At 63.0% G+C, this 14660-nt stretch carries 13 protein-coding genes; 9 read left to right on the top strand and 4 right to left on the bottom strand.

What is annotated here, in order from left to right:
- Nucleotides 1–73 precede the first annotated feature (73 nt).
- Nucleotides 74–1126: a beta-N-acetylhexosaminidase gene (gene nagZ / locus LAN70_08415; GenBank protein ID MBZ5511182.1), complete on the bottom strand. Its 1053-nt coding sequence runs from the start codon at nucleotides 1124–1126 to the stop codon at nucleotides 74–76.
- A gap of 279 nt (nucleotides 1127–1405) precedes the next feature.
- Nucleotides 1406–4105, bottom strand: coding sequence for a DNA mismatch repair protein MutS (gene mutS / locus LAN70_08410; GenBank protein MBZ5511181.1), 2700 nt, complete (start codon nucleotides 4103–4105; stop codon nucleotides 1406–1408).
- Between the two features lie 150 nt (nucleotides 4106–4255).
- On the opposite strand from mutS, the gene LAN70_08405 reads away from it, so the two are divergent.
- The 6 genes from LAN70_08405 (at nucleotide 4256) to LAN70_08380 (ending at nucleotide 10105) form a co-directional block, all read left to right on the top strand.
- A complete protein-coding gene (locus LAN70_08405) occupies nucleotides 4256–5242 on the top strand; it encodes a hypothetical protein (protein ID MBZ5511180.1) in 987 nt (328 codons plus the stop codon).
- A gap of 276 nt (nucleotides 5243–5518) precedes the next feature.
- Complete coding sequence (locus tag LAN70_08400) at nucleotides 5519–5875, top strand: hypothetical protein (GenBank protein MBZ5511179.1); 357 nt, start codon at nucleotides 5519–5521, stop codon at nucleotides 5873–5875.
- 198 nt (nucleotides 5876–6073) lie between these two features.
- Nucleotides 6074–6895, top strand: a complete 822-nt coding sequence (locus LAN70_08395; protein MBZ5511178.1) for a cytochrome c biogenesis protein — start codon at nucleotides 6074–6076, stop codon at nucleotides 6893–6895.
- A complete protein-coding gene (hemA, locus tag LAN70_08390) occupies nucleotides 6892–8196 on the top strand; it encodes a glutamyl-tRNA reductase (protein ID MBZ5511177.1) in 1305 nt (434 codons plus the stop codon). Before LAN70_08395 ends, hemA begins: the two co-directional genes overlap by 4 nt.
- Nucleotides 8196–9131 (top strand): hydroxymethylbilane synthase, encoded by a 936-nt coding sequence (gene hemC / locus LAN70_08385; protein MBZ5511176.1) that lies wholly within the window; start codon nucleotides 8196–8198, stop codon nucleotides 9129–9131. The genes hemA and hemC overlap by 1 nt, the downstream gene beginning before the upstream one ends.
- 179 nt (nucleotides 9132–9310) lie before the next feature.
- Nucleotides 9311–10105 carry a uroporphyrinogen-III synthase gene (locus LAN70_08380; protein ID MBZ5511175.1) on the top strand — a complete coding sequence of 265 codons (795 nt, stop codon included), beginning with the start codon at nucleotides 9311–9313 and terminating at the stop codon, nucleotides 10103–10105.
- Nucleotides 10106–10866: 761 nt separating this feature from the next.
- Here the strand turns inward: LAN70_08380 and nth are convergent.
- Together nth and LAN70_08370 are read right to left on the bottom strand one after the other, a co-directional pair.
- Nucleotides 10867–11745, bottom strand: a complete 879-nt coding sequence (gene nth / locus LAN70_08375; GenBank protein MBZ5511174.1) for an endonuclease III — start codon at nucleotides 11743–11745, stop codon at nucleotides 10867–10869.
- A complete protein-coding gene (locus tag LAN70_08370) occupies nucleotides 11745–12455 on the bottom strand; it encodes a chlorite dismutase family protein (GenBank protein MBZ5511173.1) in 711 nt (236 codons plus the stop codon). Before LAN70_08370 ends, nth begins: the two co-directional genes overlap by 1 nt.
- 141 nt (nucleotides 12456–12596) lie before the next feature.
- Here LAN70_08370 and LAN70_08365 point away from each other — a divergent pair, with 141 nt between their 5' ends.
- From LAN70_08365 to LAN70_08355, 3 genes are all read left to right on the top strand, one after another.
- Nucleotides 12597–13463 carry a heme-dependent peroxidase gene (locus tag LAN70_08365; GenBank protein ID MBZ5511172.1) on the top strand — a complete coding sequence of 289 codons (867 nt, stop codon included), beginning with the start codon at nucleotides 12597–12599 and terminating at the stop codon, nucleotides 13461–13463.
- Between the two features lie 158 nt (nucleotides 13464–13621).
- Nucleotides 13622–13849 carry a hypothetical protein gene (locus LAN70_08360; protein ID MBZ5511171.1) on the top strand — a complete coding sequence of 76 codons (228 nt, stop codon included), beginning with the start codon at nucleotides 13622–13624 and terminating at the stop codon, nucleotides 13847–13849.
- Between the two features lie 83 nt (nucleotides 13850–13932).
- Entirely contained in the window at nucleotides 13933–14604 is a 672-nt protein-coding gene (locus LAN70_08355) for a DedA family protein (GenBank protein MBZ5511170.1), read from the top strand.
- Nucleotides 14605–14660 lie beyond the last annotated feature (56 nt).

Here is a 14660-nt window from a genome sequence, read left to right as displayed (position 1 = left end):
TCACCGAGAAATACAAAAAAGGAAAACAAATTCTCGGTGGGCCTCGGTGGCCTCGGTGTCTCGGTGGTAAAGACTAATCTCCTGCCGCTGCGACCATCCGCGCTTCTTCGCACAGCTCCCAGAGCCGGCGGCGGAGGCGGTCTACGGCTCGATCGGTGGGCGCAGGCGCATGGCGCTTGAGCTCGCGCGCGCGTCGCTTGAACGCCAGCACGCGCCGCGCTTTGTCGGCGACCATGCGGGCAAAGCGGCGATCGCGCTCCGCTTCGGTCAACACCGCCTGGTACGCGCGCCAGACTTTTTCTTCGTTGTGACAGACCATGAAGATGTCGGCGCCGGCCTTCAGCGTCTCGACCGCGGCCACTTCGATCGGCGCCGCCGACAGCACGCCGCCCATTTCCAAGTCATCGCAAAGAATGAGCCCGCGGTAGCCGATGCGCTTGCGCAGAATTTCGGTGATCCACTTGCGCGACAGGCTCGCTGGCGTATTGTCCTTGGTGATACTTGGATAGGCTGCGTGCGCAACCATGATAAATGGCATCTGGCGGTGCAGTTCGCGATATGGGTAGAGGTCTTCCTTCATCAGGCGGGCGGCGGGAGTGGCGATGGCCGGCAGATCTTTGTGCGTGTCCAGTTTGGCCGCGCCGAGCCCGGGAAAATGCTTGCCGCAACCGAGTACGTGCGCGTCCTTGAGACCGCGCAAAAATTCACGCGCGTAGGCCACCATTTTTTTGGGATCGTCGGAGGCGGTGCGCGAGGTCAGCACCTTCCGCGACGGCTCCAGCCCGAGGTCCACCACGGGCGCGAAGTCCACGTTGAATCCGAGCAGGCGACACTCGTCTCCCAGCACGCGGCCGTGGAGGCGGAATAGTTTCTTGTTGCCGCTGGCGGCGATGTCGGCGACCGACGGCGCGGGCGCGATGACATCTTTGAGGCGGTCTACGGTACCGCCTTCCAGGTCCACGCATAGGAACGCCGGCGTGCTGACGCACTTCTGCGATTCGCGCAACAGTTCCCAGGTCTGGCGCGCGGCGGTGATGTTGCGCTTGAACAGGATGATGCCGCCGGGCTGAAGAGTGGCGAACACGGAGCGCAGGCGGGCGGAGGCTTCGGTGCCGTCAAAGCCCATGAGGAGGAGCTGGCCGACCTGTTGGCGGAGGTCTAAGCTATTTAGTTTTGTTTGCGCCACTTATGATTCCTAAGGTAATACATGAGTATAATCTTCTGTCGCCCGCTGAAGCGGGCTAGTCTCTTTGGTGGACAGCTACCCCCGGCTTACGCCGGGGGCTACATATTCTGTCGCGCTGCGCGCTCTTACTTCCGCGTATTTCCGATGTAACCCTTGCTTTGTCGACTTCTCCAAATTCGCCAGTTTGTGCCTTTTGCTGTAGAAGCGAAATCTCCATAGTCACTTTACCTGCTGCTTGAGGGCGTGCAGCAGGTTGAGGGCTTCCAGCGGGGTGAGGCGGTCGAGATCGGTCTCGCGCAACTGGTCCACGATTTTCTGCGAAAGCGGGGTGAACATGGTGAGCTGCACCGAGCCGGGCTGGAGTTCGTCGGAGGCCAATTGGCTGGTGAGGCGATGCTCGGCCGACTCGTGCTCGGCCAGCACCTCGCGGGCGCGCCCGATTACCTCGGGAGGCAAACCCGCCAGCTTGGCGACCTCGATGCCATAACTGCGATCGGCGGCGCCGGGCTCTACCTTGCGCAGAAACACGATGCCACCGGCGGTCTCCTTAACGGACACGTGATAATTCTTCACGCCGGAAAGCTGGTCGGCCAGTTCCGTGAGCTCGTGATAATGGGTGGCGAAGAGGGTTTTCGCGCGGGTGCGGGCGTGGATGTACTCGATGGCCGCCCAGGCAATCGCCAGCCCGTCGTAGGTAGCGGTGCCGCGCCCGACCTCGTCGAGCAGGATCAGCGAATTGGGCGTGGCGGTGTTCAGAATGGCGGCGGTCTCGGTCATCTCGACCATGAACGTGGAACGTCCGCGCGCCAGGTTGTCGCTGGCGCCGATGCGGGTAAAGATGCGGTCCACCACCGAGAGCCGCGCCGAGCGCGCCGGCACAAACGATCCCATCTGCGCCAGAATCACGATGAGCGCCGCCTGCCGCAGGTAGGTTGACTTGCCGCCCATGTTGGGCCCGGTGAGAATGAGGATAGTGTCGCTGGTGGAATTCAGGTAGAGATCGTTGGGCACGAAGCGGTCGTTGCTGCCGGTGAGTTCCGGGCGCTCGACGACGGGGTGACGGCCCTCGCGGATCTCGATCTCGCCGCTGTCGGAGAATTCCGGCCGGCAATAATTGCTATTGGCCGCCAGGTAGGCCAGTCCGGCGAGCACGTCCACCTGGGCTACGGCGAGCGCGGTCTGGCGAATGCGCTTGGCCTGGCCGGCGATGGCGGCGCGCAGCTCGGCGAACAGCCGCCGCTCGATCTCGACAATCTTTTCCTGCGCATCGAGGATTTTCGCCTCGTACTGCTTCAGCTCGGGGGTGGTGAAACGCTCGGCATTGACCAGCGTCTGCTTGCGCTCGTAGTCGGGCGGCGCCAGGTGCTGATTCGCCTTGCTGATCTCGATGTAGTAGCCGAAGACGGAATTGAATTTGACCTTCAGCGAGCCGATGCCGGTGCGCTGGCGCTCGCGTTCCTCGATCTGCGCCACGAACTGCTTGCTGTTGCGGCTGAGGGTGCGCAGTTCGTCCAATTCGGCGTCAATCGCGGCGCGGATCACGCCGCCATCGGTGAGGGTGAGCGGCGGTTCCTCGACCAAAGTGCTCTCGATGCGCGCCCGCAGGTCGGCCAGATCGTCCACCGATGCCAAAAGCGATGCCATGCGCTCGCATTTGAACCGCGCCAGCGCTGCGCGGATTCCAGGCAGCCGGGCGAGGGACGCCGCCAGCGCCAGAAGGTCGCGCGGGTTTGCCGTCTCCAGCGTGATCCGGCTGAGCAGGCGCTCGATGTCGAGGACGCCATCGAGGGCACGCCTCAACTCCTCGCGCTCGACGGTGGCGCGCACCTGCTCTGCGACGGCGTCCAGGCGCGCATTGATTTCCGCTGCATCGATGACCGGGCGCAGCATCCAGGCGCGCAGCAGGCGCTTGCCCATGGGCGTAAGGCTGTGATCGATGGCACGAAACAAAGTGACGGCGTCGCCGGAGCCGGTCAACAGCGGCTCCACCAGCTCGAGGTTGCGCACCGTCACCGCGTCCAGCACCAGGCAGTTCTGGCGCTCGTAGAAGCCGATGCGGTCCACGTGGTCCAGGGTGCCGCGTTGCGTGCTGCGCACGTAATGCAGGATGGCGCCCGCGGCCGCAGCAGCCGCCGGCCGTCCGGCCAGCCCGAAGCCTTCGAGCGAGAGCACGCCAAAATGGTTTTCGACCAGGGGAATGGCGTAATCGGGGGAGAAGACCCAGTCATCCAGCGGGGTCTCGGCCCAGCCATAGGCGGTGCGGGCGCCGCCGCGAGCCGACAACTCAAACAGCGGCAGGGTGGAGCCGAACAAGACCTCGCGCGGGCGCAATTGTTCCAATTCTTCGAGCACGCGGCGCTCGGCGGTTTCGCCGGTGAACTGGGTGGCGCGAAATTCTCCGGTGGAAAGATCGAGCACGGCAAAACCCGCCAGCAGCGCGGCCGGCCGGCCACGGTCGAGCCGCGCGACGGCGGCAAGAAAATTATTTTCGTCGGAGCTGAGCGTGGAATCGGCGGCCGTACCCGGGGTCACCACGCGGGTGACCGCACGCTTCACCAGCTTCTTGGCTAAGCGCGGGTCTTCCATCTGATCGCAAATGGCGACCTTGTATCCCTTCCTGATCAGCTTGGCAATGTAGCCTTCGGCGGCGTGGTAAGGCACGCCACACATCGGCACCGCGATACCTTTCTCCTTGTTGCGCGAGGTGAGCGTGATCTGGAGCTCACGCGCGGCCACCACGGCGTCTTCGAAAAACAGCTCGTAGAAATCGCCCAGGCGGAAGAACAACAGCGCCGCGGGATGTTCCTTCTTGATGGCCGAATACTGGCGCATCAACGGCGTCCCCGGCTCGGCGGAAGCATTCTGCGGCGCGTCGGGCGCGGTATCGGCCACGGGCTTCGGGGTGGAAGACTCGTCCATCGGCGGCAAAACTTGCGCGGATTATAGCAAGCTGCGGGGGCGCCGCTACTCCTGGAAGACACTTTTTGCGTACAATGCTCGCCACCGCTGCGCCGTTCAGCAACGCTGCCGAGGTTGACGCGCGCGGAAGAGGGTGTTTTCCTAAGTCCAATGGAACTGCGCAAAGATCCGATAACACGCTCCTGGGTGATCACCGGCGATGACATGCCCACGCCGGCCGGTGAAACCCGCTGCCATTTTTGTCCCGCTTCGAAGGACGCGACCCACGTCATCGCCACGCGGCCTTCGATCGACGGCGGCCCATGGTCGGCACGCGCGGTGGTTCATCCCCACCCGCTGTACCACATCGAAGGCGAGCCGCAGCGGCGTGGGGACGGTCTCTACGACCGCATGCGCCCGGTGGGCGCGCACGAGGTGCTGGTGGAGAACCCGCGCCACGACGGGCACCTGTGGAGGGCATCCGACGCCGAAATTGACGAGTTCCTGGTGCTGATCGCCCACCGCATTCAAGACCTCAAGCGCGACCGGCGTTTCAAGTACGTCACCGTCTTCAAGAATCACGGTCCGATGGCGGGACAGGAATTCGAGCACCCGACGTCGCAGATTACGGCCAGCACCTTCGTGCCTCGCCGGGTTCTCTATGAACTGCGCGCCGGGCGCGAGTACTTCCAGCAAAAAGAGCGCTGCGTCTTCTGCGACATCATCGCGCAGGAGGAGCAGCAGGCGACGCGCATGGTGGAAAATCGCGGCGACTACATTTCGCTCTGCCCGTATGCGCCGCGCGTGCCGTACGAGACCTGGATCATGCCGCGCACGCACGAGGCATTCTTTGAGCGCACCGTGCAGCGGCCCGGCGGCACCCGCGACCTGAGCGCACTGCTGCGGCGCACGCTGCTGCGCATTCGCGCCGTGACCGAACAGTTCCACCTGGTGGTGCACACCGCGCCCAACACGCTGCATCGCTCGGAAATCCTCAACTACTGGAAGACGATTGACGACGATTACCACTGGCACATCGAAATCCTGCCGCTACTGCCCAAGACCGCGAAGTCGTACACCTTCAAGGAGGTGTACTTCACGCCGGTGACATCGGAAACGGCGGCGGCGCGGCTGCGCGAGATTTCGGTGGAAGGCTAACGGGCGAACTGGCTCCGTGGAAATCCCGGCCAGGCTCAGGCATTTTGTGCCGTCCCTACGGTGTCTGCGTCATAGCCGTGCGCTTTTTGGTCCACTTTACCCAGCGCTGCCGCGCTGGGCTAACGAATTTCGCCGCTCCGCGGCTGGTTTCGGTTCGCTTTTGGACCACTGCAACGCGCGAAATCGAGCTATGACACAGACACCTACGGGACTCCGATCCTTTTCTAGGAGCTTTCCCGGCACTTACGTGTCGGGCTGGTTTCTACCGCCCTGTTTATGACTGTTCGCCGACTCAAGACCCACAGCGCGCAGACCGGCTATGTTTACGAGTACTACTTCGTGGGCAAGCGGCGCGCGTTGCCCGAGGAGGCCCCGGGGACGGAGTTCGTCTTCGACGTCAGTTCCGACCGCAAGACCAAGTTTGCGGTGAGTGTATTTGTCACCGATGCGGCGGTGAGCGGATGGGCGTCGTCGCACGGGCGGGCCCTCACCGAGCCGGAGCAATACGCCGCGGCCAAGCTGCGCCTGCTGCGCGGGTTCGACGACATTGCAGACATGCGGAAGTCCGGACGCCACCTTAGCCTGGATGCCGGCGAACTGGGCGAACTGCTCAGCGGGCTGGGGATCGAGTAGCGGCGAACGCGTGGTGACGCTGGTCACGGCCCAATGTGACCACGTCCGTTGCACCTTGGTGCCGCCGGCACGCACCATGGCGGTGTAGCACGGGGCTATAATCGTAGCTTCCCGCCTACAGGCACCCCAGAACGCGCAAAAGCAGCGCGTTCCGGGTCCGCGTTCCGGGTCCGTGCCGCTGCGCAGGCGGCCGAGCTTATGCCGCTGTTATGGTTAAAAGTCGCGGTCGGTTTCTACGCCATCGGCCTGTTGTGGGCGACGGCGGCGGTGAGCCGTCCCTGCAATTTCCTGTCGAAGGTGGTGCTTCCCGCGCTCGGCCTGGGCATGGTGTTCCACTTTGTCTCGCTGGCGGAGAGCGCCATGACCACCGGCCACCTCACCCTGACGCTGGTGTCCATTCATGAATCGGAATCGCTGCTGGCGTTCGTGATCCTGGCGTTTTTCCTGCTGGTGTACGCGCGCTACCGGACGCTCTCGCCGGGAATTTTCGTTTTCCCGCTGGCGTTTTTGCTGACCTTCGCCTCCTCGATCGCGCAGGGGCCGCCGCTGTTCGAAACCAAGCTGATGCGCAGCGGCTGGATCTTTGCCCACATCGCGCTCATCTTCACCGGCTACGCCGCGCTGTTCCTCAGTTTCGGCGCCAGCATTCTGTACCTGCTGCAGGAGCGCAGCCTGAAGGCCAAGCACCTGGCAGGCTATCTTTCCAGGCTGCCGGCGCTGGAGGTGATCGACGACATCGGCTACAAGTCGCTGCTGCTGGGCTTTCCCTTCATGACCTTCGGGCTGATCGCCGGCTCGGTGATCGCGCAGGAGCATTTCGGGCCGATGTACTTCCTGGATGCCAAGATCCTGCTGTCGCTGCTGATGTGGGCGGTTTACATGGTGCTGTTGTACACGCGCTGGAATTCCGGCTGGCGCGGGAAGAGGGCCGCGTACCTGGCAACCTTTGCCTTCATCGCGGCGGTCGGCGCCTGGGCGGCCAATTACTTTAGCGGAGTTCACAGGTTCATCGCGCAATGACGTTGCAACTCATCGGAGTGAACCATCGCACCGCGCCCCTGGAGGTGAGGGAGAGGTTCGCGATCTCGGAATCGAAGCTGCCCGCCGCGGTGCAGCAGTTCGCGCAGCATCCCGGGATCGAAGAAGCGATGATTGTTTCCACCTGCAATCGGGTGGAACTGCTGGCGCGCTCGCGCAATGGCGGCGCCGACCTGCGCGCGTTTCTCGGGAAATATTTCCAGGTTGATCCGCGGCAGTTCGACCAGCACCTTTACGAGTACACCGACAAGGACGTCATACGCCACCTGTTCCGGGTGACGGCCAGTCTGGACTCGATGGTGGTGGGGGAACCGCAGGTGCTAGGGCAGGTGAAGGAAGCTTACGCGGTGGCCCGCGCCGTGGGTGCGGTCAATTCGCAGCTCGACGCGCTGGTGACGCGCGCCTTTGCGGTGGCCAAGAAAGTCCGCACCGAGACGGCGGTGGGCAGCTCGGCGGTGTCGGTGGCATCGGTGGCGGTGGAACTGGCGAAAAAAATCTTCGGCAGCCTGACGGGCAAGACCGTCATGCTGGTGGGCGCCGGGAAGATGTGCGAACTGGCGGCGCGCCACCTGCTGGCGCACGGCGCCGGTTCGATCTTCGTGTACAACCGGACGCTGGAGCGGGCGCAGAACCTGGCACGCAAATTCAACGGGCAGGCGCTGCCCTGGGACCAGCTCTACGATTCGGCCGACAAGGCCGACATCGTCATCACCTCGACCGGCGCGCCGGTGGCGATTTTCCGCCGCGAGCACGGCGAGAAGTTCCTCGCCCGCCGGCGTAACCGCCCGATGTTCTTCATCGATATTGCCGTCCCGCGCGATGTGGATCCCGAGGTCAACAAGCTGGACGGGATCTTCGTGTACGACATTGACGACCTGCAGCAGGTGGTCAGCACGCACGTCGCCGACCGGCACCGCGAGGCAGAACGCGCGGAAGACATCATCAACGAAGAGGTCGAGCGTTTCCTGGCGCGGATGCAGACGCTGGACGTGGTGCCGACGATCGTCTCGCTGCAGGAGCACCTGGAGACGATCCGCCAGGCCGAAATCGACCGCGTGCGCGGCCGGCTGGGCGAGCTCTCGCCGGAGCAGGAGATGGCGATTGAGGCGATGAGCCGCGGGATCATCAACAAGATCATGCATACCCCGATCACCACGCTGAAAACGGCGGCACGCGAAGAGCAGGGCACCACGGTGATTGACGTGGTGCGGCGGCTGTTCAACCTGAAGCACAAAGCGGAAGAAGAAAAAGCGGAGTCGGCGGCCAACGGAGCGAAGCGCTGATGGCGCGCCTGCGCATCGGCTCGCGCGGGTCGCAACTCGCGCTCTGGCAGGCCAACCACATTTCCGGACTGCTGCAGGCGCGCGGGCACGAAGTGGAACTGGAAATCATCAAGACGACCGGCGACAAGATTACCGACGTCGCCCTCGCCAAGGTCGGCACCAAGGGCATGTTCACCAAGGAGATCGAAGAAGCGCTGCTCGATGGGCGCGTGGACCTGGCGGTGCACAGCCTGAAAGACCTGCCGACGGAGCTGGCGCCAGAATTCCAGGTGGCCGCCATCACCAAGCGCGAAAACCCACGCGATGCTTTCCTGGCGCGGCATTTCACCGGCATTGACGACCTGCCGCAGCGCTCGCGGGTGGGCACCAGCAGCCTGCGGCGCCAGGCGCAGCTCAAGGCGATGCGTCCCGACCTGAACATCTTTCCGCTGCGCGGCAACGTGGACACACGCCTGCGAAAGTTGGAAGAAGGCGAGTACGACGCCATCATTCTCGCCGCTGCCGGGCTGAATCGCCTGGGCCGCACGGAGTGGATTCGCGCGATTTTGCCGGTGGAGGTGATGTGCCCCGCGGTGGGACAGGGAGCGCTGGGCATCGAGATTCGCAGCGGCGATGCGCCAACCGGCGCTCATCTGGAGTTTCTGAATGATGCGGCCGCGCGCGCCGCGACCACCTGCGAGCGCGCGCTGCTGAACCAGCTCGGCGGCGGATGCCAGGTGCCGATCGGGGCGTATGCCGAAATGAAGGACGGCGTGCTGCACCTGACCGCCGTGGTGGCGCGTCCGGATGGGTCGAAGGTGTTGCGGGAAAATCAGTCGGGCAACGATCCCCAAAAGCTTGGGGAAATGGTGGGCAAGCGGCTGCTGGAGCGCGGCGGCGACCGCATCCTGCAGGAAGTTTACGGCGAAACCGCCGCGGCCCCGCAGCAACCGTGAAATCAGTCGTCAGTCTCCAGTCTTCAGTCGTCAGCAAGAGCGAAGCGGGAACGGACTAGCGATCAAGTGACCAACGACTTAAACCGTGAAATCAGTCGTCAGTCTCCAGTCGTCAGTCGTCAGGGAAATCGAATCGAGTATGGGCCATAGACCATCGACATTGGGCCATCGACTCCGTCATGAACGCAAGCGCTGACATTCCAACCCGGCCGCTGGCGGGGCGTCGCGTACTGGTAGGGCGCGCGCGTCACCAGGCCAGCGCGCTCTCCGACGCGCTGCGCCTGCTCGGCGCCGAGGTGATCGAAATCCCGTTCATCGAGATCCGCGAGCCCGCGTCGTGGCGCGCGCTCGACCAGGCGATCGCCCGCCTGCTGGATTACGACTGGCTCATCCTGACCAGCGTCAACGGCGTGCAGGCGCTGTTCGCGCGGCTGGCCAAGCTGGGCAAGAGCGAGGCCGACCTGCTGCATCTGAACATCGCCGCCATCGGCCCGGCGACGCGCAAGGCGATCGAAAAGCGCGGCCTGCCGGTGGACGTCATGCCGGAAGAATACGTCGCCGAAGCCGTGGTCGCCGAACTGAAGCCCGAGGTCAAAGGCAAGCGCGTGCTGCTGGTCCGCGCCAAGGTAGCGCGCGACGTGATCCCGAACGAACTCATCAAGGCCGGGGCCAAGGTGGACGTGATCGAGGCCTACGAAACCGTGCTGCCCGAATCGTCGCGCACGGAGCTGGCGAAGGTGCTGCGCGACCCGCGCCGCAAACCCGACGTCATCACGTTTACCAGTTCCTCGACGGTAAAGAATTTCCTCGACCTGCTAGGGAAGGGAAACCAGGCGCTGCTCACCGGCACGAAGCTGGCTTCCATCGGGCCGGTGACTTCGGAGACGATGCGCCAGCATGGTCTGCGGGTGGACATCGAAGCTCGCGAGTACACCATCCCGAGCCTGGTGGCGATGATCGCTACGTCCTTGTAGATCGTTGCTGCGGCTTGCGTCTGCGAGCGAGTCGGATCTCCAGCCGAGTCCCGCTCGCGGCAAACTGCGTCGAGTCCCACATAATCTAAAACGGTTCCTAGTGATGAGGCGAATTTATCAACAGTTGACCATCATCGCGAATCCCGGGTCACGAGCCGAAACGATTTCAAGACCCGCATCGCTGTCGGTGGCAAGGGACGAGCACTGAGCCATCCAGTCGAGAATGTGTAGAAACGCCCATCTACGCAGTAATGGCGTTCCAGCACAGCCCTAGAGGGGCTCACGTTCCACCGATATTCCAGTCCGGGATGCCCATCGATGGTCACATCTTTCACCGAGGAAGCGTCTGCCCCAGGCGCTCTGCCGCTTAGTGCTCCGTCCTTCAACTGTTGTAATGTATTGCGGCAATCGCGCGGCTGATGCAGAACTCTTAACGTCACTGTGGCGGCGTCGGGGAGATTGACGGTGTACACCATCGCGTCCGCAACGTTTGCGTCTGGGTGCGGCTTCGGCTCATACGGGAGAGTTAGTGCAAACCCGTCTGACGCGAAAACGTATTCCTTCCACGGCGTATTTTCTGTTTGACCTAACGCCAGAGTGGGGAATAAAAGCACGAAGAATACAGCCAGCAAAGTAGAGAGTTTCACGGCAGCACTTTACGCCGAGGCGGGGCCAAGTTCCAGCAATGCGCGCCAACTGTCGATAACAGCCATCTCACCACCGACCCCGAAAGTCTGCTTCCGAGCTACTCCGAGCGGAAGCTACGGCTTGGCGGTCTTGTGGATATCTACCGTGTTCCAGGTCTTGTCGGCGGCGTGGCAGACAGACTCCAGCGGACAATCCACGCACTTGGGCGAGCGCGCCGTGCACAGCCTGCGCCCGTGCCAGATCACCTGGTGGCTGAAGCTGGTCCAGCGCTCGCGCGGGATGATGCGCACCAGGTCCTGCTCGATCTTGTTGGGATCGGTGTTGGTGGTCAGCTCCAGGCGCCGCGAGATACGGTACACGTGGGTGTCCACCACCACGCCTTCGTTCTTGTGGAACCATGTGCCGAGCAGGACGTTGGCCGTCTTGCGCGCCACGCCGGGCAGGGTCAGCAACTGCCCCATCTCCGAGGGCACTTCGCCGCCGAAATCGCTGACAATTATTTTCGCCGCGCCGACCACCGATTTGGCTTTGTTGCGGAAGAAGCCGGTGGAGCGAATGTCGGGTTCCAGTTGCTCCGGCTTCAGGGCGGCGACCGCGTGCACCGTGGGATATTTGCGGAAGAACTCAGGCGTGGTCAAGTTGACGCGTACGTCGGTGCACTGCGCCGAGAGGATGGTTGCCACCAGCAGCTCCCACGCGTTGTTGTGGTGGAGCGCGCAGGTGGCGTTGGGATAGGTGGCATCGAGCCGCGTCAGGATTTCCTGCACGCGCTGCGGCGCCAGCGGATCGTACAGCACCCTCGCAGAAGACTTGGGTGATTTCGGAGTTACGGTCTTCGCCGGGCGCTTGGTTTTGGCTCCTGATTTCACCGGAGGCTTGAAGCGCGGCGGGCGCGATGATTTCTGAAGGGGCGGGGTAGCGCGCACCGGGGCTCGGCGGCCCTCCTGGCGTCCGCTCTTGGACGGCTGACGGGGAACGATGCCGCGTGCCATCACCCCAACTGCTCCAACATCTGGTCGGCATCGCACTGGATGCCGGTGAACACGGGCGTGTCCTGCTGGATATAGACTGCATTCTCGGTTTCGCGGAGGCGCATTTTCAAGTCCACAATGTCGGCGGGGTGATCGCTCTCAAAGACCAGCACGAATTCCTGGTCGTCAATGCCGAAGGAGTAAAGCGTGTTCATGCGCACCCGGGGAAAGTCGGCGATGGCGTCACGGTACTCGTTGACGATGCGCTGGCGCTCCTCAAACGCCAGTTGATACCAGGCGCGCGTTTTGGTGAACGGCAGCACCGAAGCGTAGCGATAGCCGCCACACTTGATGGCGTTTCCGTCGTGACCTCCCCGGCCGATCTTATATTGCGAGTGGCGGGTCATGGCGAGGTAGGAGTGCGGCGTTTCCAGGTAGGCGCCCAGGTGCGTGCGCATCAGTTCGCCCTGCATCTGCTGCAGACAATCCAGGGAATAGCAGATGCGCCACAACATCATGTCGACCTCGGCGCGCAGGCCGGAGAGCGAATAGGTGAGCACGGTCATCTGTTCGCTCTGGCGCCATTTGCCGATGACGGAGGCGAACTCGCGGCGGTGCTCCGCCTTGTCCGCCGCCGGCAGCCGCCGCCATTCCGGCTGAACCTTGTAAAAGGTGAAGCTGACCACCTGGCGGCGCGGTTCCGGCGGGTCGCGATGCGTGGGTTCGGGCATGAAACGTCCTCGTGTCTGCCGGCCAGGAATATTAACAGATGCGCGCGGGCAGGCGAGCACATCTCCGGGGCGTAGATTTCGAGCCTCACGAGTAGAATGGATGCCGGCAGCAGGATGCAAGTTTGTTTTCGGGAGTTGAGGATGGCATCTTCGATCAGAGGCGAGGCCCGCCGGAAATCCTTGCCCACCGAGCTTTTTCCCGTACCGCTGACCCTGGAGGGCGCCAGTGTGCTGCACCAGGTGGCGCGCTTCCGCTGGCCGGAATGGCGGAAGTTGACGCCTGCGGAGCGTTCCCGGATCGCCGCCGAAGCCACGGCCGTCCTGCAAAGGCTGGAGCCCCAACAGAGTGCGCTGTATTCGGTGCTGGGACACAAGGGCGACCTGATGCTGGTCCACTTTCGAAACAGCTTCGACGAGTTGAAACAGATCGAGCTGGAACTAGGGCGCACGGCGCTGGCGGAATACCTGGAGATTACGAAGTCGTACCTGTCGGTGGTGGAGTTGGGCCTGTACGAGTCTTCGGTGAAGCTCTATCGCACGCTGCGCGAACGCGGCGTCGAACCGCACTCGGCGGAGTGGAACAAGGAAATTGCGGACGCCACGGAGCGGCAAAAAGAAGCGATGAAGCCGCGCCTGTGGCCGGAAATTCCCGCCGCGCGCTACGTTTGCTTTTACCCTATGGACCGCCGCCGGGGCGAGGAGAAGAACTGGTACACGCTGCCCATCGAAGAGCGCCAGCGGCAGATGGACGAGCACGGGAAGATCGGGCGGCGCTATGCGGGAACGGTGCGCCAGATCATCACCGGCTCCATCGGCTTTGACGACTGGGAATGGGGCGTTGACTTGTTCGCCGACGATCCGCTGGTGTTCAAGAAGCTGATTTACGAGATGCGCTTCGACGAGGTCAGCGCGGTGTACGCGCTGTTCGGGCAGTTCATGGTGGGAGTGAGGGTGCCGGCGGCGGCGCTGGGCGGGCTGCTGGAGGGGAAGCTGCCGGAAAAACGGTAGGCGGTTTTCGACAGGCGAACCTCCAGAGCAACGAAATTATGCACGCATCCGTTTATCGCGATTCCGAACCACCGATCGCCGGCAAAGAATAACCGACAACCGATCACCCAATTAGCGACTTGTTGCTTGCTCTCTCACTGCTGTAATCTGGCAACACCATGGCGGTGAAGTCCATCCAGCTCGGGCAAGTGTGGCGCAACGACCAGACGGCGCAAAATTTCCTGGTCACCAAGGTGTATACCGAAGTGTTCACGCAGTGGGCGATCCTGCGCATTGCCGACTCGACCGCCGCCACTACCGACACAGTGCGCGTCAAGGTGCAGAAGAGCAACGAGGGCGCAAGCCTTCCGGGATATACCTTTACTCAGGACTCGCAGGATTTCTAGTACTGAGTACCGAGTACTGAGTACTGAGCAACAATCGGATGCGCGCGCTCGGTGCTCGGTACTAGGTACTCGGTACTGTCTTCATGATTGCCAACATCATCGCGGCGCTGAGCGCCTTCATTATTTCCGTCATCTCGCGGCTGGGATATCCCGGCATTGTGGCGCTGATGGCAATTGAGTCCGCCTGCATTCCGCTGCCGTCGGAAGTGATCATGCCGTTCTCCGGCGCGCTGACGATTTCCTCGATTGCCGCGCAGTACGGGCGCGAGCCCTTCACGCTGTTCTTGGTGGCGATATTCGGCGCGCTCGGCTGCAACGTGGGATCGGTGATCGCCTACGAGATCGGCTACTACGGCGGACGTCCGCTGGTGGAGAAATACGGCGTCTACATCCTGTTGAGCAAGCGGGAACTGGACTGGGCGGACCGCTTCTTTCACCGCTACGGAAGCAGCGCGGTGTTCATCAGCCGGCTGCTGCCGGTGGTGCGCACGTTCATCGCGCTGCCGGCGGGGATCGCGCACATGCCGCGGCTGCGCTTCCACGTGTACACCTTTGTGGGCTCGTTTCCCTGGTGCCTGATGCTGGCCTATGTCGGGCGCGTGCTGGGGGAAAAATGGGAAACCGACCCGCGGCTCAAGACCTGGTTTCACCGCTTCGACGCCGTGATCCTGGCAGTGATCGTGGTAGGCGCCGCGTGGTTCGTGTGGTCGCGCTGGCAGCACCGGATCGGCGCGAATGAGTCCCCGGGAGCTTAGCCACAGAGGACACAGAGGTAGCAAAAGGCAAATTCATTTTCGATTGCCGATTGCCG

Source organism: Terriglobia bacterium, assembly GCA_020072845.1.
GTDB lineage: Bacteria > Acidobacteriota > Terriglobia > Terriglobales > Acidobacteriaceae > JAIQGF01.
Note: the sequence above shows the minus strand (reverse complement) of the source record. Positions and strands in the feature narration are given on the sequence as shown.